The following is a 21,089-nucleotide window of genomic DNA, read 5'->3' as shown; positions in this document are numbered from 1 at the left end:
GGACGACGCTCGGCGGGGTGCCAGTATCGTTCGGGCATGCGTGATTTCGGGGTGGGGTTCACCCATTTTCTTCGGGGACAACGGTGGGTGGCTCGGCATCGGCGCGAGTTCGGGTTCGGGATCGTGCCGGGACTGATCACGCTGGTGTTGTATGTGGCGGCGTTGATCGCGGTGGTGGCGTGGGGTGGGGATCTGTCGGAGACGCTGACGCCGTTCGCCGATCACTGGCCGAGCCCCTGGGCGGGGTTGTTCCGCGCGGCGTTGATCATCGCGCTGATCGCGCTCGCGGTGCTGGTGGCCGTGCTCACCTTCACCGCCGTCACCTTGGCGATCGGTTCGCCCTTCTATGACGTGATCTCGCAGCGGGTGGACCGGTCGGTCTCGCCGGACGGCATCGCCCCTGAATCCGGCCTGCCCTGGTGGCGCGAGCTGTGGGTATCCATCCGCGACAGCGTTCGCATCCTGGTGCGGGCCATGCTGTGGGCCGCGCTGATGTTCGTCCTGGGATTCGTTCCCATCGTCGGCCAGACGGTGATTCCGGTTGTCGCGGCGTTCGTCACCGGCTTCTTCCTCACGCAGGAGCTGACCGCGGTCGCACTGTCACGGCGGGCGGTGCACCTGCGTAAGCAACTGGCCCTGCTGCGCTCACGCAGGGCTCTGGCGTGGGGCTTCGGTGTGCCGCTCGGTCTGGCTTTCCTGGTTCCGCTGGTCGCGGTATTCCTCATGCCGGGCGCCGTCGCCGGCGCCACCCTCTTGACGCGCGAACTGCTGTCCGAACCGAGCCGACTCGACGACCGCCGCGCTAGCGTTTGAACCCGACGCCGCCGACGATGCAATGCCGCACGGGGCTCATCGGGGCGAGCCGGGGGCCGTCGGGCCACCAGTCGTCGCAGAGGACCAGGCCGGGGTCGATCATTTCCAGATCACCGAAGAGGGACTGAATTTGAGCGCGGGTGCGGAAGCGGCCCGAGCCCATGGGGCTGTGGATGAATTTCTCTTCCATCTTGCGCGCGAGGTCGCTGTAGTCGTCGACCTCCGGATCGTAGAAGTGAGCGATCGCCACATAGGAGCCGGCGGGCAGCGCGTCGATGTAGGTATCCATGATGGCGGCGGCATCGTCGGACGAGTAGTGGTGCAGCGTCCCGATGTGGAACAACGCGATCGGGCGGGTGAAGTCGAGCTCCTCTCGGAGCTCGGGGGTCTTCAGCACTTCCAGTGGCCGGAAGATGTCCGCGGCGACAATGGCGGTGTTGGGATTGCCGGCCAGTAGGGCACGGGCGTGGGCCAGCACCATCGGGTCGTTGTCCACGTAGACGACCGTCGAATTCGGGTTGACCCGCTGCACCACCTGATGGGTGTTCTCGGCGGTGGGCAGGCCGGAGCCCAGGTCCAGGTACTGGTCGATACCGGCCTCCTTGGCCAGGAACCTGCATACGCGGATGAGGAAATCCCGGTTGGCCCAGGCCAATTCGGCGACGCCGGGAGCCACCGTGCGTACCTGATCCAGAACCTGGCGATCGACCTCGAAATTATCCTTGCCATTCAGCGCCGCGTCGTAGACCCGGGCGATACTGGCGCGAGTGGTGTCCACCCCCACCGGTATCGCGCTCGGATACCCAACTGCTGATTCGGACATCGCAAACTCCCCTGGCGCGTGCAACTCTCGACATCGATCAGTGTGAGTCTCTCGTATTCGGCACGATTTGGCACGGTATTGCGAGACGGGTGACAACTCAGTTCGCGGAAGCCGGAAACGATTGCGCTTCGGCGAAGGCGGCCAGGTCCACTTGCCGGCGGGCATTCGAGAGCGCGGTGATGGAGCAGGCGCCGAGACGGCCGGCGCGGTCGTACAGTGTGGCGGTCGCGGTGGCAATGCCGTTGGCGGACACATGGTCCTGGGCGAACAGGCCCAGTTCCGGCGTCTCGGGGAGGCGGAACAGGGTCATGGTGACATCGGTATTGATGTAGCCGACGCCCTCGGAACCCCAGTTGCAGACGAGGTTGGTCGCGTCGCTGACGAAAGCGGCGCGTTCGAACGGGGTGATGGGGGTGCCGTCGATGAGGGGCGGGAGGTTGTGCCACACCGCCTTGCGCAGGGGATTGGCGCCGGAGGCGAAATCGTGTGTCCAATCCTGGGATCCGGATTTGAACAGGGGCGGGCTGCCCTCGGGGCGGTCGAGGCGGTCGCCGGGGACCGGGAGATGATCCTGGACCGGCCGCCATATCGCGCCGGGCGGCTCGACCGAGGCGGCCAGGAATTGGACGCAGGCGCGGGCCCGCACCCGGTCGTGCTGGACGATGGCCGCGTCGGCCACGCGGATTCGATTGCCGTCGCGGACTATCGAGCTGTGCAGCTCGATGGGCTCGTTCAGGACCGGGCTGAAAAGATCGACGGTGAAGCGAGCGGGAATGAAATCCGGCCCGGGCCGGTGGGTTTCGAGCTCGTGGGCCAGCAGGCCGCACACTGCCGTGCCCGCCAGCTGAGCCGAGGACCAGGCGCTGACCGCCATCCGGTAGCGACGAAGCGGCCGTTCTCATGCGTGAAGAACGTGGTCATGGTGCCTCCCCGGGCGGTGGACGATCTTCCAAATTAGAACACGTTTCAAAACATGAGATAAGTCGCGGTCCCGATCAGCGGCCGAGACCCCCGGCCGCTCACGAGTGGATGATCAGTTCACCCAGGGCGGGTTGACGACGGTCCCGTCGAGCAACTCGCCGGTGAAGCCGACGGGCGCGTTGACGATCACCTCGGCTCGCCGCCCACCCGGGTTGTCCAGGCGGATGGTGGATCCGGCCACGGCCACCGCCGCATCACCGGGGGCCAGCTGGGCGGACTCGCCATTGATGGTGATGGTGATCGAACCGGCGAGCAGAACGAATGCCTCCTCACGCCGGATCCGATGCGGGACCCCTTCGGTGCCGGGCGCGATCTCCAGCCGCCACAGGCACAGTTCGCTACTGCCCGCACTGGGCCGGATCAGCGGGATGAAGCGGGAGCCGTGCATGTCGTGAGACTGGGCCTCGGCGGCGCGGACAACGGGCATTGCCATCTCCTTTGGTCAAGTTTCTTGACTATATAGTCAAGCTTGTTGACTTTTCTGTCAAGTGCCAAGATTCCAGACATGCCCGGATACGCACAGGACCTGCCGTTGCTACTGCTCGCGGCCGCCGCGGAGGTGACCGATGCCATCCACGACGGGTGCGTGGCGGCCGGATTCACCGATATCCGGCCCACCCATGGCTTCGCATTCGTGCGCATGGCGCCGAAGGGCGCAACGGTCGGCGAGATAGCCGAACATCTGGGCGTGACCAAACAGGCCGCCAGCCAACTGGTCGACGAGCTCGTGAAAAAGGGCTACGCGCACCGCAATCCGCATCCGTCGGACGCGCGGGCCAAGCTCATCACGCTCACCGAGCGCGGCTGGGCCTGCACGCGCGCCGCCGATGCCGCCGCCGCCCGGTTCACCGAGCGGTGGGCGGAGACACTCGGACCCGCGGTGACGGCCGGGCTGCGCGATACGCTCGCGCGGGTGGTGATGCCCGGCCGCGTGCGCCCGTCGGCCTGGTGACGAATCCTCGTACCGCTCAGCCGAGTTCGAGGGAGGTCACGCCGAAAACCCGTTCCCGGTGGTAGGCGCGTACCGGACCGGTGTACATCCGCGCGGTCTCGAAGCTCGGCGTCAACCCGGCCTCCTCCGCCAACCGCACCGCCGGCTCATTGTCGAGCGGGACATCCACCGCCAGCGGCATTCCAGCGGCATGTGTCGCGAGCGCGGACAGCAACTGACGCGCGTCGGCGGGAGTATCCGCAAACAGTGGACCGACGCGCAACGAATCCCGGGCCGGACGCAGCGTGGTGTAGCCGGTGACCGTGCCGTCGACGATCCGAGCGAAGGTCCGATGCCCCGCTTCCGCAAGCCAGACGGCGAGGAACTCGGGCCGGTCCGCCGGATAGCACGCCGAGTCGTAGGGCTGCACCGCGGCGAAATCCGCCGGCGAGAGCACGGTTACGGTGTCATCCGGCGGCGGCAGGTCCGGCACGCCCGCGAATCGCGCACTGTTGTAGGCGAGTTCGAAGCCGCTGCGCCGATAGTTGTCCTGCTGCGCCGGAACCCCGTCCAGCCCGACCACCCGGTCCCCCGCGTGCTTCAGCCCGGCTTGCCACGTGGCCAACCCGAATCCACGCCCGCGCAGATCCGGACGCACGAGGTAGAAGCCCAGGAAGGCGTATTCGCCGCCGTAATTGACCACCGAGACCGCGGTGGCGGGCTCCCCGTGCAGCCGCCCGAGCAGGAACCCGTCCGGATCCTGCGCGAAGAACGCGGCGACATCCCGCCGTCCCGGGTTCCAGCCCTCGGCGGCGGCCCACTCCACGACGGTGGCCCATTCCGCCGGCGTGGCGCGGGCAATGACCAGATCATCGGTACGCACGGCATCCGGCATGGGACCACGGTAGCCCCAAGTGCGCTGCCCCTCGCGCGGATTCGAAGAGTCGAACGCACCCGGTTCCGTCCCGCGGCAGCGCCCGGCGGGACGGAACCGGCATTCCGGTAGGGTCGGGTGGACATGGCCCGCTACCTGCGGGGTTGCGCGGAGTTCGAGGAAAGATATGGCCGACTACGCACACTCCGATCACGCCAGCCGCAGCCGGGAGGAGAAGGCCCGGCGGCTGGCGGCGTACGTCTGGGCACGCGGGATCAGCGGGCCGGAATTGCTGGAACTGCCTGCCGCGCAACGACGCAAACTGGCCCGCGCGGCCGACACCAATCCGCCCAGCACCGATGAGACCTGGCAGGTGGTGGCGCGGCTGCTCGGCGAGAAGGACGCGTGGGCCGAGCGCAATCCCGGGCATCCCGCGGCCCGGCGGGAGCGGTCGGACGAGAAGATCCTGTGGGTGAAACCGCCGGTCAAACCCTGGGAGTAGACGGCCCGGACTCTTGACAGCAAGAAATGAACCGGAGTTCACTGCTTGAGTGTCCCCCGATTACGAGAACCACTCCGGCACCCGCCCGGCCGCCTGGCGCGATGACCTGACCGGCGGTGACGACTCGCTGTACGCGGGCCGCCCCGAACCGGTGAACGAGTACACCGGCCGCACGCTCACCTACGAGGTGACCGGCCGCATCGCCCGCATCACCTTCAACCGGCCCGAACGCGGCAATGCCATCACCGTCGACACCCCGATCGAGCTGGCCGCGGCCGTCGAGCGGGCCGATCTGGATCCGCGCGTGCACGTCATCGTGGTGAGCGGGCGCGGCAAGGGTTTCTGCGGCGGCTACGACCTGTCGGTCTTCGCCGAGGGCGCCGATTCCTGGGCCGGCGGCGCCGAATCCACCGAGGGCACCGTGATCGACCCGGTGGTGCAGGCGCGCAATCATAATCCCCGGGGCACTTGGGATCCCATGGTCGACTACGCCATGATGTCGCGCTTCAACCGCGGCTTCGCCAGCCTGCTGCACGCCGACAAGCCCACCGTCGCCAAGGTGCACGGCTTCGCCATCGCCGGCGGCACCGATATCGCGCTGTTCGCCGATCAGATCATCTGCGCCGCGGACGCCCGCTTCGGCTACCCGCCCACCCGGACCTGGGGCATTCCGGCCGCCGGCATGTGGGCGCACCGCGTCGGCGACCAGCGGGCCAAGCGGCTGCTGTTCACCGGTGACAGCCTCAGCGGCAGGCAGGCACAGGAATGGGGGCTGGCGATCGAGGCCCCACCCGCCGACGAGCTGGACGCGCGCACCGAGGAACTGCTGGAACGCATTTCGCGGGTGCCGATCAACCAGCTGGTCATGGCGAAGCTGGCGCTCAACAGCGCGCTGCTCAATCAGGGCGTGGCCAACTCCGGCATGATCAGCACGGTGTTCGACGGCATCTCGCGGCACACCCGCGAGGGCTACGCCTTCCAATTGCGTTCGGCCACGGTCGGTTTCCGCGAAGCCGTGCGGGAGCGCGACGAACCGTTCGGCGACTGGAAGCGCGCGCAGTTCGAGCCGCCCAAGGATTAGGCGATCCCCTCCATGTCGGTGCGCTCGACCTCGGCGACGACCCGTTCGGCCAGCGAGCGCAGGGCCGCGGCCTCGGCGTCGGTCATCTCGTCGACGAACAGCCGACGCACCAGCTCGACATGATTGGGCGCGGCGGCCTCGAGGGCGCGGCGGCCGGCATCGGTCAGGCGGACCTCGCGTCCGCGGGCATCGTCGGCGGCCTGGCAGCGATCGACCAGCCCGCGGGCGGCCATGCGGGACAGATGCTTGGACAGCCGGCTCTTGTCCCAGCAGATCTCAGCTCCCAGCTCCTTGGCGCGCAGCTGACCACCGGCCGCGGACAGCGCGACCAGCACTTCGTAGTCGGAGGTGGACAGTCCGTCCTTGGCAAGCCCGGCGGCGAGGGCGGCGTCCAGGCGTTGCCGCATGCGAATGTAGGACTGCCAGGTCGTCTGTTCCGCATCGGTCAGCCAGCGCGTCATGGCCTCCATAGTATCGACAAATAGTTGACACGGACACCAAGGCGGAGGCACAGGAACTCCACGGCGCATCCGGGCGGCCATCGGACGGCACTCTGACGTACAGTACTGACCGTCCAATTTGCGTAGTTCTGGCGGAAATCATCAAGGCCCGAGCGCATTTCCGACCGGAGCGAATGAGACACACACCGGCAGAAGAGGTTCCGGCGTTCGGGGCAAATCCCCTAATTCACCTCGATGAATAGCTCATACGGTTGACAATGCAACGTTGCGCCAGAACACTCGACGCCGAGCCCGGACCGGTCACCGCGCCGCAACCGCCTGCGGCGGCGGTGGCACATCCGCGCCGAACCGGGCCATTTGTCACCCCTATCGCGCCGACATTGAGGAATACATGAACGTTCGCCGGCTTCTCGTCACCGCCAGCGTCGCGGGACTGACGACCTTCACAGCCCAGACCGCCGTCGCCCTCGCCGACGTCCCCACCGGATCCTCCGGCACCGGTTCCTCCGCCATCGACACCGGCTCCGCCGCCACCGGCTCCGCGGGCCTGTCCCAGACCGGTTCCGCCGGCGGACCCGTCTACGAGAACTGCGACCAGGCCCGAGCCGCCGGCGTGGCGCCGCTGTTCCGCGGCCAGCCCGGCTACAGCCCGCACCTGGACCCGGACGGCACCGGAATGGCCTGCCCGACCGTCTGATTCACCGCTGCGCGGCGACTCGGCCGCCATCGAAACCCCGAGGCCCGGTCCACCAGGACCGGGCCTCGGGTTTCGCCGAACAACCTCATCTGCCCTGCGACGCGAATGTGGCCCGGTCCACCAGGACCGGGCCACATTCGGGTTCGCGGTTTCAGGGGCAATCCCTGACAGTCCGAGAGTTGGTGTCGCTCAGCGGCGGAAGATCTTGACCAGGATCAGGGTCGCCACCACCGCGCCGGCGCCGATCAGGCTGAACTTCACCTTGGGCTCGTTCAGTTTGGCCATCACCGTCTGCTTGGCGTTGTCGGCCAGTCGCTGGGGATCGGCGCGGACCGCGAGTTCGTCGAGCGTGCTCGCGAGCCGGTTGCGTGCGGCCTCGATCTCGCGCTCGATCGCCTCGGTATCTCTCGCCACGTCACACTCCTGTCTGGAAGCCGCGCTGGAAGGCGGCGCTGTCGTCTCGGGGCCGCTCGCGCGACACAGGCGCATGCGAGCCGACCTGCCCAGGAGTGTATCGCCAACACCGACTCGAGCCCGTCGGCTAGCGTGGCGGCATGACCGAGAATCACCGACTCAGTCCCGGCGACACCGCGCCCGCCTTCACCCTGCCCGATGCCGACGGCAAGGACGTCTCGCTGTCGGACTACCGCGGACGCAAGGTGATCGTCTACTTCTATCCGGCCGCCAGCACCCCGGGCTGTACCAAGCAGGCCTGCGACTTCCGTGACAATCTGTCCGATCTCGAGGGCGCGGGCATCGAGGTCGTCGGCATCTCCCCCGACAAGTCGGCCAAGCTCGCCAAGTTCCGCGACACCGAGAAGCTCACCTTCCCGCTGCTGTCCGATCCGGACAAGGAGGTGCTGTCCGCGTACGGCGCGTTCGGCGAGAAGATGATGTACGGCAAGAAGGTCACCGGCGTCATCCGCTCCACCTTCCTGGTCGACGAGAGCGGGAAGATCGAGGTCGCGCAGTACAATGTCAAGGCCACCGGGCACGTCGCGAAGCTGCGCCGCGATCTGTCCGTCTAATCGGGCGACCCGGCGTACGGACCCGAAAACGCGGAATCCCGGCCCGGATTCGGGACCGGGATTCCATGCAAAGAGATCTGGACTGCCACTGCCCCGCGGAGGGGAGGCCGCTAGACCTTCGGCATCAGCTGTGCGGCCCACTGGAGCATCATGCGCCAGTGGTTGTCCCACCAGGAGGAGAAATCGTCGGCGCCCAACGGCGGCGGCGCGAGTTCACCAGGGAACAGCCCGGATTCGGTCGGCGCGCCGACCGCGTGGGTCGGGGCCGGGATGATCGACTCCGGGTTGGAAGCGACCTCCGGCTCGGGCTGGGCCTGGATCAGCGGCCTCGGCTTTCCGCCATTGCGGACGTTGCCGCCGCGCGGCGCCCAGTTCAGAGTGGCGGGGTCGATGGTCACCAGATCGCTCGGCTGTAATCCGAGCGCGGGCTGATCGGAGTTCGGCATGACCGCATCGGTCGGCGGGACCGCATTGCCCGGCAGACCGTCGACCACGGGAGCGGTGGATCCGCTGTCCGGGCTCGGCACCGCCGCATCGCCGGCCGGGTGCTCGACGCCATTGTGCGCGTCCGCGGAGACGCGGGAATCGATGAGCATCGGCTGTGGCACCTTCTTGGAATCGCTGCCCGCGGCGTAGACCCCGCCCGCCACCAGGCCGCCCACCAGCACACTGGCCGCCGCGAAGAGCGCGGCGGCACCGCGGGACCGGCGAATGCGCTCGGCCGCCTCCCCCGCGAATTCCGCTTCCGGCAGCGCCGACAGCGCGGCGCCGATGGCCGGTGCGGCCGCCGACACCGCGCACGGGATGACCGGTGCGCCGAAGCCCGACTCCAACGCCGCCACCACCTCGGATTCGGTTGCGGCCGAACCGATCAGCACCACCGCGTCCGGCTTGACGCCCGCCGCGTCGAACTGGTCCCAGGCGGCGGTGACCGCGCTGCGCATGGCCTCCTCGGTGGCAGCGCCGCCGCTCAGCGCCACCGCCGCGAGCACCCGGCTGCGGTCGGGCGAGATGAGCGAGAACGCCTGGAAGCCGGGCACCACCTCACAGATGGCGAGGTCCTCGAATTCGTCCATCCAGGTCATGGCGCGCGCCACCGAGAGGTGCGCGGCCTTGGCCGACACCAGTGAGGCGTCGTGCCACGGGCCCGCGGCCAGCTTGGTGACGATGGCGCGGCGCTCGGCGGCATCCCGGTAAGCGACGGCCGCACCGAGTATCTCGCGATCCGCGCCGATCTGGTCGGCGATGTCCTCCAGCACCGACTCCACCGCGGCCGCCAGATCGGCCTTGGTATCTCCGGTGATCGGCTCGACACGCTCGAGCACCACACGCTCGGTCAACTTGTGGCCGTCATCGGCGAGGGCCACGGCGCGCACCGTGCCGCGCTCGGTGGCGACACCGAGGGTCACCGCGGAACGAACAGGGGTAGTAGCAACCACAATCAGCCTTCCAACGTCGACGTACAAGCGATGCACGCAGGTCGAGAGATCCGGAGGCCGAGCCCCCGACCCCGATTCGGCCCGGACTCGGGTTCCCGGCGGGCCCCTGGTGGCAGGGCCGAACGCGAACTCCCGGGCCGATCCCGCGATCGGATTCGGTACCAAAACCTTCAGGGCGTGACTCCGGCGAGGATCCGGAGTGCCGGGTCCGGGGGCTGGACCCCGGAATGCCCGTTTTCAGGGGTTCGAAAGGGGGCGGGCCCCTTTCGGCGAAGATCCGCAGCTGGGAGGCAGCTGCGATGGGTCTTCGGAGCCAAAGGCGGCGTGGATGGGTGGGATGCGGTGACACACGAAGTACCGCAGCGTGTCATGCGCGTGTCGCTACCCGTAGGCTGTTCAGCGTGGAAGCGCGCACGGGAGCCGGGTCGAATCGACGACCGGACCCTGCGTTGGAGCTGCAGGACGATCCACAGGAGCTGATGCCCCGTCGCCGCCCGACGCAGGAACGATCAAAACGCAAGTTCGACGCCCTGTTGCAGGCATCCCGGGAATTACTCGTCGAGGTCGGCTTCGAATCGTTCACCTGCGAAGAGGTCGCGGCCCGCGCGGAAGTGCCGATCGGCACCCTCTACCAGTTCTTCGCCAACAAGTACGTCATCGTCTGCGAGCTGAATCGCCAAGACCTGGTGGCGGTTTCGCAGGAGCTGGCCGATTTCCACGGTGAGATCCCGTCCATGGACTGGCTGCGGCACATGACGCAGCTGGTCGATCACCTGGCGGATCTGTGGATGACCGACCCGTCGCGACGCGAGGTGTGGCTGGCCATGCAGTCCACCCCGTCCACGCGCGCGACCGGCGCGATCCACGAAAAGGAGTTCGCCGAAGCGGTTTCGCAGATGCTGCGCCCGCTCATGCCGCGCACCCCGCGCGGCCGCCGCTCCATGATGGCGCAGGTGCTGGTGCACGTCGTGTACTCGATGCTGAACTTCTCGGTCCAGGACGGGCTCAGCCATGAGGACGCCGTCGCCGAGCTCAAGCGCCTCATGGTGGCGTATCTGCTGATCGCGGAAAAGGAATCGCGCTCCGGCGGGCAGCGCACCACCTTCGATCCGGAGTAGGAGCTTCTCCGTCGTTCCGGTGCGCAGGTGGCCGGAATCCACCCTGTCTGCCATGGACCCCGGCCGAAAGGATGCCGGGCGGGAGGACGCGGGTCAGTCGCGCATCAGGTCGGCCAGTTCGCCCGGATCCTCCAGCACGACCATGGCGGCGGCGGTGTCGCCATCGTGAGTGAGCGACAGGTGAACTCGCACCCGCGGCAGGAATTCCGCTGCCAGCCCGTGCAATTTGATGCTGGGGCGTCCCCAGGCGTCGTTCACGACCTCGATGAGCGGATATGGGTTGTCCCCGATCTGCGGGCTGCGGGCGAAGCGAGAGGTCGCCCACGCCTTGATGACCGCCTCCTTCGCCGCCCAGCGGATGGCGAAGCTCCGGGCCGGATCGGTGCCTTTGCTTTGGCAGTAGCGCCGTTCTCCAGCGGTGAAACTCTCCCGGAGCATGGTGGTTCCGGTGCGTTCCAGTTGTTCGGCGAACTCGGAGATGGTGACCAAGTCCAAGCCGATACCCAGGATCGTCACAGTGCGGGACTCCTAGATTCCTTGTGCGTGCAGTCGAATTGGCTGCGAACATACCAGTGGACCTACGGCACCGTAGGCTCTGTTGGACTGATGTCCCGGTCCTCGGACATGCAACGGCGGGCTCGCACCGGCACTCCGAGGAGCACCGGCACGAGCCCGCCGTATCAGACCTGCCGGGAGCTACTTGCCGACAGGCCGATCCATGCGACCCGCTGCCAGATCGGGCAACCTACTGGCAGGCCGGTCCCTTCGGAACCGCCACGTAGACGGCGTCGGAGTTCAGCCGGGCCCGCGGCGACAGCAGCACATCGGCTTCCAGCTGCCGCGACTGCTCGGCCGGGGTGCCGTCGCCGCCGAGACGGCGGTCGGCGGGCCGCTCGTACAGCGGGGCGCCGCCGCACATGGCCTCGGCGAAACGCTGGCGGCCGGCCAAGTGCCGCTGTTCGGCCTTGCGCTGGTATTCCTCTCGCTGGTCGGCGTCGGCGATGGCCTCGACGAACGCCTGCGGGTGCACGATGGCCAGCAGGCCGGACACGTGCCCGAAGCCGAGCGAGGTGACCAGACCGGCCTTGAGCGGGAAGCGATCTCCCACCGCGAGCGGTTCACGCAGCCACACCAGGTGCGGATACCGCCGCATCTTCTCGTCCACGCAGTCGAGGCTGCGGTTGGGCGGAATGACGCCCTGCTCGAGCACCTGGCACAGGCCGATGAGCTGGAAGGCCGCCGCGCCGCCCTTCGCGTGACCGGTGAGGGCCTTCTGCGAGATGACGAACAACGGAGCGCCTTCGGAGCGGCCGATCGCGTTGGCCAGTCGCTCGTGCAACTCGGACTCGTTGGGATCGTTTGCCGCGGTGGAGGTGTCGTGCTTGGAGATCACCGCGATCTCGTCCGGGGTGACGCCGAGCTTGGCCAGTTCCCTGGCCAGCTTGGACTCCGGCCCGCCGCGGCCCGCGCCCAGGGCGCCCAGGCCCGGAGCCGGGATCGAGGTGTGCACGCCGTCCGCGAAGGACTGCGCGTAGGCGACGACGCCCAGCACGGGCAGGCCCATCTCCAGCGCGACCGAGCCGCGGGCGAGCAGAACCGTTCCGCCACCCTGCGATTCGACGAAGCCGCCGCGGCGGCGGTCGTTGGCGCGGGAGAAGTAGCGGTCGCTGATGCCCTTGGCGGCCATGACCGAGGAGTCGGCGGTCGCGGACATGTCGCCGAAGCCCACGATGCCTTCGATGCCGAGGTCGTCGTAGCCGCCCGCGACCACCAGATCGGCCTTGCCGAGCCGGATCTTGTCCACGCCCTCCTCGACGGAGACCGCCGCGGTCGCGCAGGCCGCGACCGGGTGGATCATGCCGCCGTAGGAGCCGACGTAGCTCTGGACCACGTGCGCCAGAGCGACGTTCGGCAGCGCCTCCTGGAGGATGTCGTTGGCCCGCGACTCACCGAGCAGGTTGTCGATGTAGAGCGAGCGCATCGACGACATGCCGCCCATACCGGTGCCCTGGGTGTTGGCCACCATGGCCGGGTGCACCCAGGCCATCAGCTCGGCCGGGCTGAAGCCGGAGCCGAGGAAGGCGTCCACGGTGCAGACGATGTTCCACAGCGCCACCCGGTCGATGGAACCGGCCATATCGGCGGAGATGCCCCACTTGGTGGGATCCCAGCCGGTCGGGATCTGACCGCCGACGGTGCGCGACAGCTTGGCCTTGCGCGGGACGCGAATCTCGGTGCCCGCCTTGCGGGTGACCTGCCAGTCACCCGTGCCCTCGACCGGGGTGACGACCGTCTGCTCCGGATTGGCGGAGAAGAAAGCGCGTGCCTCGGCCTCGCTGTTGACCACGAAGGTGAGGTCGGAGTCCAGGAACACCGAGGTGAGCAGCGGGGCGGCATTGTCGATCATGGCGCCGTCGTCGCCGTAGCGGCGCACGCCGCAGCGCTCCACCACGGTGTCGTGGTAACGGTCGGCCAGCTCGGATTCCTCCACGTACTCACCGGATTCGGTGTCGTACCAGCCCGGCTTCGGGTCGTTCTCCCAGGTGACCAGGCCCGTGGTCCAAGCCAGTTCCAGCACGCCCGCGGCGGAGAGCTGGTCCGAGACCTCCATCTCGAAGCGGGTGCGCGCCGACCCGTAGGGGCCGAGCTCGCCGGCGCCGACGATGACGACCATGTCGTCGAGATCGGCGGTCACGGCACCCCATTCGGGGGTGGGCAGCTTGGAGCTGAGGGTCGGCGGGGCGGGCAGGGCCGAAATGGTCGCGCCGTCAAGGTCTTCCGACTCCTCGGCGGCGGCCTCGGCCTGCTCGCGCGATTCCCGCGCCAGCTCCGGCAGATCCAGTTTGGCTCCGGCGAGACCGCCGGTGAGGTCGATCTGCTGCGGTCCGGACGCGGTCACCACGCGGGCCCGCGAGCTGCACCACTTGAGCAGTTCGTCGGCCATCTGCAGCGTGGACCAGGTGTGCACGCCCGCCTTCTCGACGGCCGCGACCAGCGGATCGTTGCCGCCCATGAGGCCGGTGCCGCGCACCCAGCCGATCAGCGCGTGCACCAGGGTGACCCGCTCCGACCAGGACTTCTCCGCCCGCCACTTGGCGACGATGGCGTCCAGGGCGGCCTTGGACTCGCCGTAGGCGCCGTCCCCGCCGAACATGCCGCGGTTGGGCGAACCCGGCAGCACCACATGCAGTTTCGCGTCCACGTCGTGATCGGCGCCCAGCTTGGACAGGCCACCGATGAGGCGCTCCACCGACCACAGCAGCACCCGCATCTCCATTTCGGCGCGGGCGCCGGCGTCGGAGAGGTCACCGGCCACCCGGGGCGCGGCGAAGGGCAACAGCAGGGTGGGGGTCATCGCCTCCTTGACGAGAACCTTGGCGCCACCGGCATTGTCGACCTGCTCGTTGCCGATCCACTCGATGAGCGTGTCGATGTCGGTGTAGGAGGCCATATTCGCCGGGACCACCCAGAGGGCGGCGCCGTGGCGGGCGTTCTCGCGATAGAGCTGCTTGTAGAAGCCGAGGCGCTCGTCGTCCAGCTTGGAGGTGGTGACCACCACCGTGGCGCCGCCCGAGAGCAGGCGACCGGTGGCCGCCGCCGCGATGGAACCCTTGCTGGCGCCGGTGATCACGGCGATGTCCGAGGACCAGGCCCCGGGCTCCTCGGTGCCGAGGGCGGCCTCGGCGATGGCGCCGTAGACACCGGCCAGCACCGAGCGGGCTTCGCTCATGGCCCGGTTGCGCCACCAGTTCGCCTGCGCCGCAACGGCCGCACCGGCGCCGTAGTAGCCGTCCACCACCGGTTCGACCGGCAGCGAGCCGTCATTGCCGAACCACAGGCGGGCGAGATCCTCACGGGCGCTGGCCCATCGGTCGTCGATGAGCACGGCCTTGCGGGCGTCGAAGGCGGGCGCGACCAGTCGCGGCCAGTCCGAACCCAGTTCGGCCGAGACCAGATCCACCAGGGTGTCCTCGGTGGCCTCCGGCGCGGACGCCTGCTCGGCGTGGCCGAGGGACTCCAGGATCACCCGGGCGGCCTGCGCCAGCACGCCGTCGCGACCGGTGATCTGCTCGGTGAATTCGCCCAGGGCGGCCGCGTCGACGGTCGCACCGCCACCGCCGCCGGCCGAGGGCATGGAGACCGCGACTCCGCGGCGCGCGGCCACGGCCTGCACGGCGGCGTCGATGGCGGCGTCCACGGAAGCGGCGTCGGAGAGGCCACCGGAGACCAGGCCACCCAGGTCGCCACCGCGCACGGACTGGCCCTCGCGGGTGCCGAGCGAGACCTCGGCGGTGACGTGGCTCGCCCAGCCGTCGCCCAGGCCCCAGACCTTCTTGACGCGGTCGCCGATGGCGGCGGGCCGCTTGCCCGAGGGGCCGAAGACCTTGCGCAGGTGATCCCCGATGGCGTCGGAGAGCACGGAGCCGAACGGCTTGTAGGTACGGGCCAGGCGGTCGACCGTGCCCGACAGCGCGCCCATGTCCGCGTCCGCGGCGCCGTCGATGGCACCGAGGGAGAGCTCCGCGCCGAGGTCGACGAGCAGCTGGTTGCGGCGTGAGGAGACGCCGTCGCACAGGCCCTCGATGGTGTCCACCGGGCCGATCTGGTCCATGCGCAGCTTGGTCCACAGCGCGATGAGCACGCGGGTGGCGTCGGCGGCGGAGAACGCGATGTCGTCCGGGGTCGGGCCGCCGGTCGGCACGGCCACGGGGGCCGGGGCCGGGGCGGCGGGAGCCGTTGCGGCGGAGATGGTTTCGGCCGGGGTCTCCTCCAGCTCCTCCACCGGCGCGGGGTCGGTGTCGGTCGAGTAGACGATGCCGCGCTCGCGCTCGATATTGAGGACTTCGACCACGGCGCTGCCGAACTGCGGCAGCTTCAACGTGTTGGACGCCAGGTTGGCGACGGTCGGCGTTGCGGCCAAACCGATTTCGACGAAGCGTTCGACGCCCACGCCACCCTGCTCCACATCCGTGAACAGCAGGTCCTGGGTCTCGATCCAGCGCACCGGGCTGGCGAACTGCCAGGCCAGCAGCTCGACCAGGACCACGCGGCACAGCTCGACCGGCTTGGCGGTCCACTCGTCCCAGTCGGCCAGCACCTCGGCCAGCGGCTCGGACGGCACCAGATCCGCGATCTCGGAGACGAATTCGCGCTCCAGGTTGAACGGCTTGGGCACGAGGTTCGGAATGTAGCGGCCGATGAGCAGTTCCGGGTGCAGGTCGGCGGGCAGCAGCTCCAGCAGCTTGGCGCGGAACTCCGGCACGCCGGCGCGCAGCACGGTGGAGTGGAACGGCACGTCGATGCCCGGGATGAGCACGAAGGCCCGCTTGCCACCGGTTTCGGCGCGCAGCCGCTCGATTTCGGCCTCGAGCGCCGCTATGCCCTTGACCGTGCCCGCGATGGCGTACTGCGAGCCGCGCAGGTTCAGGTTCACGACCTCGAGGAATTCCCCGGCCTGCTCGCCGACGCCCTTCACCCAGTCGATGACCTGATCGTCGGCGATGCCGATCTGCGAGGGCCGGATGGCCGCCATGCGGTAGTCACTGCGGCCCTGGGCATCCCGGGGCACCAGCTCGTGCATGGCCGAACCGCGCTGGAAGACGACCTCCAGGACGGCCGGCAAAGGCAGCACACCCGCGGCCGCGGCGAGCGCGTTGTACTCACCGACGGAGTGGCCCGCGAGCATGGCGCCCTCGATGAAGGCGCCGGCCTCGCGCAGTTCCGCGACCTGGGCGACACCGAGGGTGGCCATGGCCACCTGGGTGAACTGGGTCAGGTGCAGCACGCCCTGCGGGTGGCGGTACTCGATGCCGCGCGCCTTGAGATAGGTCGGGTTGTCGCGCACCACAGCCAGAATCGAGAAGCCGAGGGTCTCCCGGGTGTGCTTGTCAGCGCGGTCCCAGACCTCCTTGGCGGCCTTGGATCGAGTCCGGGCTTCCAGGCCCATCCCCTTGGCCTGAATGCCCTGTCCGGGGAAGGCGTAGACCGTCTTCGGCGGCGCGATGCGGCCGGTGGCGGTCATCACCAGATTGCCGTCGATGCGGCAGGAGACCTCGACGATCTCCGAACCCCGGTCCACCGCAACGCGTTCCACGCGGACATCGATCTTGGCGCCGAGGCGGACCATGCCCAGGAAGCGTGTGGTCCAGGCGGTGATGGTGCGCGGCGGCACCTTGTCGTTCAGATCGATGGCCGAGACGGCGTGCTGCGCGGCGGCCGAGAGCCACATGCCGTGCACGATCGGGTTGCCCAGACCGGCGAGCCTGGCGGCGTTGTCGGAGGTGTGGATCGGGTTGAAGTCGCCCGAGACCTGGGCGAAGGCGCCCATGGCTCGCGGGGCGACCAGGGCCACGTCGCGACGGCGACGGCGCGGGGTGTCGGTGGCGTCGGCCGACAGCGAGCCGGCGGCGCGGGGCGGATCGGTCAGTTCGGCCTGACCGGTGCGGCCGCGAATGGCGAAGCGCTCCACCAGTTTCGCGACGGGCGGGGTGTCCAGGCCGTGGTCGCGCATGACGCCGACGGTGACCTTGACCTCGACCACGCGGCCCAGGTCGGTGTCGAGCACCTCGGCGGACTCGGCGCGAACGGCGAGCACGGCGTGCTCGGACGGCAGCGCGCCGAGCAGCTCGATCTGGTGGTCCAGGTGGACCAGGTCCAGCATGCCCTCGATGACGCTCCGCCCGTCGGCGGTGCGGGTGACGCCCAAGACCGCGAAAACGGCGGGCCAGCAGGCGCCCACGAGCACGTCGGGGGCGGTGCGGCCGATCGTGCTCAGGCTGTCGGGCAGGCCTGTGCCGGTGACACCGGCGTGGTCGGCGATGAGGTCCGGGCTCCAGGCCAGGTTGACGTGCGCGACCTGTGTACCGTCGATGGTCTTGACCTCGGGCAACGACTGGCCCGCGGCGACGGCCAGCAGCGCCGACATGGCGGCCTCGGCGTCACTTTCGGTGATGATCGGCGCGCCACCGTTGTACGCGGAGACCGGCACGGTGATGCGGATGCGTACGGCGTCCTCGCCCAGCAGCGGGACGACCAATTCCACGTAGGCGGAATCGCTTTCGGGGCCCTCGGTGGCGGACAGGGTGGCGCCGGTGCGCGGGTGCTTGGCGCCCTTGCCGTTCATCTCCCACTCGTCCAGGCCGCCCAGGCGGTGGATCGGGTTGACGGTGGTACGGCCCGCCCACTGCACGTCGGGGGCGGCGAGCACGATGTCGAGCAGGCCGCCCGCGACCTCGGCGCGGCGGCGGCCGTCCACGGCGGCCGGGACGACCCCCGCACGCACCAGAGAATAGGCGGTGTTCTGCTCGAAACGGTCGAGGAGTTCACCGACCGGCTCGTCCACGCGGGTGATGCCCGCGACGGAGACGGTGCCCGGGATGATGCAGACCTGGTCGGCGGTGTAGCGCGGATCGTGGGCCTGCCACAGGGAATCCGAGCGCCACCAGCGGCGCACGTCCTGGTCGACGACCGGCACGAAGTTGACCGGCTTGCCCGGCGTCTTGCACAGCGCGATGAAGAACGGCACGTCGGCCGGGTGCAGGATGGTGTCGGCGGCGGCCGGGTACTGCTCCTTCAGGGCGCAGAGCGCCTGCACGGGAGCCTCGAACGCGGTGTCGTCGGCGAACAGCGTCGCGATCGCGCCGCGGTCGGCCGGGTTGAGGCGGGATTCGGTGCGGCGCACCATTTCCGCGAACCGGTCGCGCCAGGTGATGTCCAGCCATACCGAACGGGTGGCGTCGGCGATGGCGTCGGAGAAGTCGGCGCCGCAGTCGAAGTTCTTGCGGCGGTCCAGGTCAGGGTGGGTCTGGGGCAGATAGGCCGCCAGCTCGAGGTAGCGCTCCAGCCACTCCAGGTAGGTCATGGTGGCGACATCGCCGAAGTACGGCTTGGCGGTGCGGTCGAGGGCCTCGATGATCTCGGCGCGGCGGGCGGCCACGGCCTCGGCGTCACCGGCGACCTCGTCCAGCAGGCGGCCGGTGCGGGAGGCGGCATTGTCGATTTCGTGGATGTCCGCGCCCAATTGGCTACGGCCGGAAGCCATCCCGCCGACGGCGGTGCCCGCGCCGACCCAGTCGGGGGTGCCGGGGGTGTCGACCAGCAGTTGCTTGACCTCGGGGGCGGTGGTGGCCTCCAGGGTGGCCATGGCGGCGGTGCCGACCAGGACACCGTCCAGCGGCATGGCCGGGTAGCCGTGCTGCTGCGACCATTCACCGGTCAGGTATTCGGTGGCGCGCTCCGGGGTGCCGATGCCGCCGCCGACGCAGACCACCACGTTCTCGCGGCCACGCAGTTCGGCGTAGGTCTCGAGCAGCAGGTCGTCGAGGTCTTCCCAGGAGTGGTGGCCGCCGGCCTTGCCGCCCTCGATGTGCATGATCACCGGGTACGACGGCACGGCGTCGGCGATGCGCAGCACGGCGCGGATCTGGGCCACGGTGCCGGGCTTGAAGGCCACGTGGGTGATGCCGACCTCGGTCAGCTCCTCGATGAGGGCAACGGCCTCTTCGAGTTCCGGGATGCCGGCGGTGACGATGACGCCGTCGAGGGGCGCGCCGGCGGTGCGAGCGCGCTGCACGATGCGCTTGCCGCCCAGCTGCAGCTTCCACAGGTACGGGTCCAGGAACAGCGAGTTGAACTGCACCGCGCGGCCCGGCTGCAGCAGCTGCTTCAGCTCCTCGACGCGGTCGGCGAAGATCTGCTCGGTGACCTGGCCGCCACCGGCCAGCTCGGCCCAGTGGCCCGCATTGGCCGCGGCCGCAACGATTTTCGCGTCGACCGTGGTGGGGGTCATGCCCGCCAGCAGGATGGGCGAGCGGCCGGTGAGGCGGGTGAACGCGGTCTCGACGACGATGCGCCCGTTGGGCAGGCGGATCGGCTTGGGCGCGAATTCGCTCCAGGCCGGGGCGACCTCGGGGGCCGCGCCGGGGGTGAACAGGCTGCGCTGGCCCGGGCGGGTGGAGGCGGCGAGCACGCCGACGCCGGTGCCCTTGAGGGAACCCGCGGTGAGGCGGCTCAGCAGATCGCCGGGACCGAGGTCCAGGATCCACTGGGCCCCCAGGGAGACGGTGTCGTCGACAATGCCGACCCAGTCGATCGGATCGACCAGCACTTCCTGGGTGAGGGTCGCGGCCAGCTCGGCGTCCAGGCCGCACTGCTGAGCCCAGCTCTTGACCAGGTCGACGGTCTCGGCGAGCGCCGGGTGGTGGAAGGCCACCTCGACCGGAATGTCCTCGAAGACGGGGGCGAAGATCGCACCGCCGCGCTTCTTGCCGTCGCGCTCGCGCGCCTGCTCGGCATTGATCTCGGCGGCGCGCTGACGAACGCGATCCAATTGGGCGACCGGGCCGCTCAGCACGGCGCGGCGCCGACCGTTGCGGATGGACAGCACGGCGGCCTTCTCCGGCTCGACACCGGTCATGACCTCGGCGACAACGGCTTTCAGGAGCTCGGGGTCGACATTGGAGACGGCGACCATCGGGGACTTCTCCCCCACCGGCAGCAGGCCGCGGCGGCGGGCGACCAGACCGGCTGCGGCGCCGATCAATTGGGTGATGGCCAGCAGTTCGGCGTCGCGCTGCCCGTGCGCCTCGGCGGCGGTGGCGGCGAGGCGGCCCTGCGAGTGGCCGATGACGGCGGTGGGCGCGTGAGCGACGATGTCCAGGCCCTGCAGGCGCAGCGCGCGCAGCGCGGCGATCTGGGTGAGGAACACACCCGGCATCGAGACGGCGGCGGAGCGCAACACCTGCGCTGACGGCGCTCCCGACACCTCCCCCTGGTCCGGGTCGGCAATCTCCTCTTCCAGCATCCACGCGATGGGGTCGAAACCGACCGGCCGGACCACGAGCAGTTGTGCCGCAATCGGTTCCAGCGTGGCGGCGGCCTCGTTGACCAGCGCCGTCAGCTCCGGCTCCAGGGCGGAATCCCGCCCGATCTCCTCGAGCTCACTGAGCCACTGCGCGCCCTGCCCACCGAATGCGAGGGCGTACGGCACGCCTCCCAGCAACCGGTCCAGCAGTGACGACCTGACCCCACTCTCCCGTGACTTCCCCGCCGCCCTGGCCTTCGATCCGGTCCCGGTGCTCTCGTTGATCGTCAAGACGTTCGACTTCCTTCTCCTGGCGGCCCGCCTCCACAGAACTGGGCCGCGCTCACGGTGCGCAGGTATCCCTCCGGCCCGCAGGCCCTGGTAGAAGCCGAGGATGGCACAAAATCATGAGGATCTCCTCATGTTTGGCCGTCGACCAGGTCATTACCGACGAGTTTTTCCGTACACTCGTACCAGAATGGCGCGAAACATGACCCTCCCTCATGTTTGAAGCCGCTGGTGAGCCCGGTTACATCCGT

At 69.2% G+C, this 21,089-nt stretch carries 16 protein-coding genes; 7 read left to right on the top strand and 9 right to left on the bottom strand.

The genetic code is table 11. The features are described 5' to 3' along the window. Positions 1–36 precede the first annotated feature (36 nt). On the top strand, positions 37–813 hold the full coding sequence (locus GLP40_RS25385) for an EI24 domain-containing protein (RefSeq protein ID WP_154790497.1): 777 nt from the start codon (positions 37–39) through the stop codon (positions 811–813). Here GLP40_RS25385 and GLP40_RS25380 read toward each other — a convergent pair. From GLP40_RS25380 to GLP40_RS25370, 3 genes are all read right to left on the bottom strand, one after another. Next, positions 803–1,636: an SAM-dependent methyltransferase gene (locus GLP40_RS25380; protein ID WP_154790496.1), complete on the bottom strand. Its 834-nt coding sequence runs from the start codon at positions 1,634–1,636 to the stop codon at positions 803–805. The genes GLP40_RS25385 and GLP40_RS25380 overlap by 11 nt on opposite strands. 97 nt (positions 1,637–1,733) lie before the next feature. After that, positions 1,734–2,510 (bottom strand): acyl-CoA thioesterase domain-containing protein, encoded by a 777-nt coding sequence (locus GLP40_RS25375; RefSeq protein WP_230329904.1) that lies wholly within the window; start codon positions 2,508–2,510, stop codon positions 1,734–1,736. A 159-nt stretch (positions 2,511–2,669) separates the two neighbouring features. Beyond that, positions 2,670–3,044 carry a cupin domain-containing protein gene (locus tag GLP40_RS25370; RefSeq protein ID WP_154790495.1) on the bottom strand — a complete coding sequence of 125 codons (375 nt, stop codon included), beginning with the start codon at positions 3,042–3,044 and terminating at the stop codon, positions 2,670–2,672. Between the two features lie 78 nt (positions 3,045–3,122). Between GLP40_RS25370 and GLP40_RS25365 the strand changes: the two genes are divergently transcribed. After that, positions 3,123–3,569 carry a MarR family winged helix-turn-helix transcriptional regulator gene (locus tag GLP40_RS25365; RefSeq protein WP_154790494.1) on the top strand — a complete coding sequence of 149 codons (447 nt, stop codon included), beginning with the start codon at positions 3,123–3,125 and terminating at the stop codon, positions 3,567–3,569. 16 nt (positions 3,570–3,585) lie between these two features. On the opposite strand, the gene GLP40_RS25360 is transcribed toward GLP40_RS25365, so the two are convergent. After that, positions 3,586–4,443, bottom strand: coding sequence for a GNAT family N-acetyltransferase (locus GLP40_RS25360; RefSeq protein ID WP_154790493.1), 858 nt, complete (start codon positions 4,441–4,443; stop codon positions 3,586–3,588). 166 nt (positions 4,444–4,609) lie between these two features. Here GLP40_RS25360 and GLP40_RS25355 point away from each other — a divergent pair, with 166 nt between their 5' ends. Both GLP40_RS25355 and GLP40_RS25350 read left to right on the top strand, forming a co-directional pair. After that, on the top strand, positions 4,610–4,924 hold the full coding sequence (locus GLP40_RS25355; protein WP_154790492.1) for a hypothetical protein: 315 nt from the start codon (positions 4,610–4,612) through the stop codon (positions 4,922–4,924). Between the two features lie 49 nt (positions 4,925–4,973). Next, on the top strand, positions 4,974–6,005 hold the full coding sequence (locus GLP40_RS25350; protein WP_328290636.1) for a crotonase/enoyl-CoA hydratase family protein: 1,032 nt from the start codon (positions 4,974–4,976) through the stop codon (positions 6,003–6,005). On the opposite strand, the gene GLP40_RS25345 is transcribed toward GLP40_RS25350, so the two are convergent. Then, positions 6,002–6,466, bottom strand: coding sequence for a MarR family winged helix-turn-helix transcriptional regulator (locus GLP40_RS25345; protein ID WP_154790491.1), 465 nt, complete (start codon positions 6,464–6,466; stop codon positions 6,002–6,004). The two genes, GLP40_RS25350 and GLP40_RS25345, sit on opposite strands and share 4 nt — an antisense overlap. Before the next feature lie 391 nt (positions 6,467–6,857). On the opposite strand from GLP40_RS25345, the gene GLP40_RS25340 reads away from it, so the two are divergent. Next, positions 6,858–7,163, top strand: coding sequence for an excalibur calcium-binding domain-containing protein (locus tag GLP40_RS25340; RefSeq protein ID WP_154790490.1), 306 nt, complete (start codon positions 6,858–6,860; stop codon positions 7,161–7,163). A 189-nt stretch (positions 7,164–7,352) separates the two neighbouring features. Here GLP40_RS25340 and GLP40_RS25335 read toward each other — a convergent pair whose 3' ends face one another. Next, positions 7,353–7,577 (bottom strand): DUF3618 domain-containing protein, encoded by a 225-nt coding sequence (locus GLP40_RS25335; RefSeq protein WP_328290635.1) that lies wholly within the window; start codon positions 7,575–7,577, stop codon positions 7,353–7,355. A gap of 140 nt (positions 7,578–7,717) precedes the next feature. On the opposite strand from GLP40_RS25335, the gene bcp reads away from it, so the two are divergent. Then, on the top strand, positions 7,718–8,191 hold the full coding sequence (bcp, locus tag GLP40_RS25330) for a thioredoxin-dependent thiol peroxidase (RefSeq protein WP_154790488.1): 474 nt from the start codon (positions 7,718–7,720) through the stop codon (positions 8,189–8,191). A 110-nt stretch (positions 8,192–8,301) separates the two neighbouring features. Here the strand turns inward: bcp and GLP40_RS25325 are convergent, their stop codons facing one another. Then, the gene (locus GLP40_RS25325; protein ID WP_230329903.1) at positions 8,302–9,630 is read right to left on the bottom strand and encodes a hypothetical protein; all 1,329 of its coding nucleotides are present in this window, start codon (positions 9,628–9,630) and stop codon (positions 8,302–8,304) included. A 479-nt stretch (positions 9,631–10,109) separates the two neighbouring features. Between GLP40_RS25325 and GLP40_RS25320 the strand changes: the two genes are divergently transcribed. Beyond that, a complete protein-coding gene (locus GLP40_RS25320) occupies positions 10,110–10,748 on the top strand; it encodes a TetR/AcrR family transcriptional regulator (RefSeq protein ID WP_230329926.1) in 639 nt (212 codons plus the stop codon). Between the two features lie 93 nt (positions 10,749–10,841). Here GLP40_RS25320 and acpS read toward each other — a convergent pair whose 3' ends face one another. Together acpS and GLP40_RS25310 are read right to left on the bottom strand one after the other, a co-directional pair. After that, positions 10,842–11,264 (bottom strand): holo-ACP synthase AcpS, encoded by a 423-nt coding sequence (gene acpS / locus GLP40_RS25315; protein ID WP_328290634.1) that lies wholly within the window; start codon positions 11,262–11,264, stop codon positions 10,842–10,844. Between the two features lie 229 nt (positions 11,265–11,493). After that, positions 11,494–20,841: a type I polyketide synthase gene (locus GLP40_RS25310; protein ID WP_154790486.1), complete on the bottom strand. Its 9,348-nt coding sequence runs from the start codon at positions 20,839–20,841 to the stop codon at positions 11,494–11,496. Between the last annotated feature and the right edge of the window lie 248 nt (positions 20,842–21,089).

Source organism: Nocardia aurantiaca, from assembly GCF_009708175.1.
In the GTDB taxonomy this organism is placed as follows: domain Bacteria; phylum Actinomycetota; class Actinomycetes; order Mycobacteriales; family Mycobacteriaceae; genus Nocardia; species Nocardia aurantiaca.
This window is presented reverse-complemented; position numbering and strand designations above follow the sequence as displayed.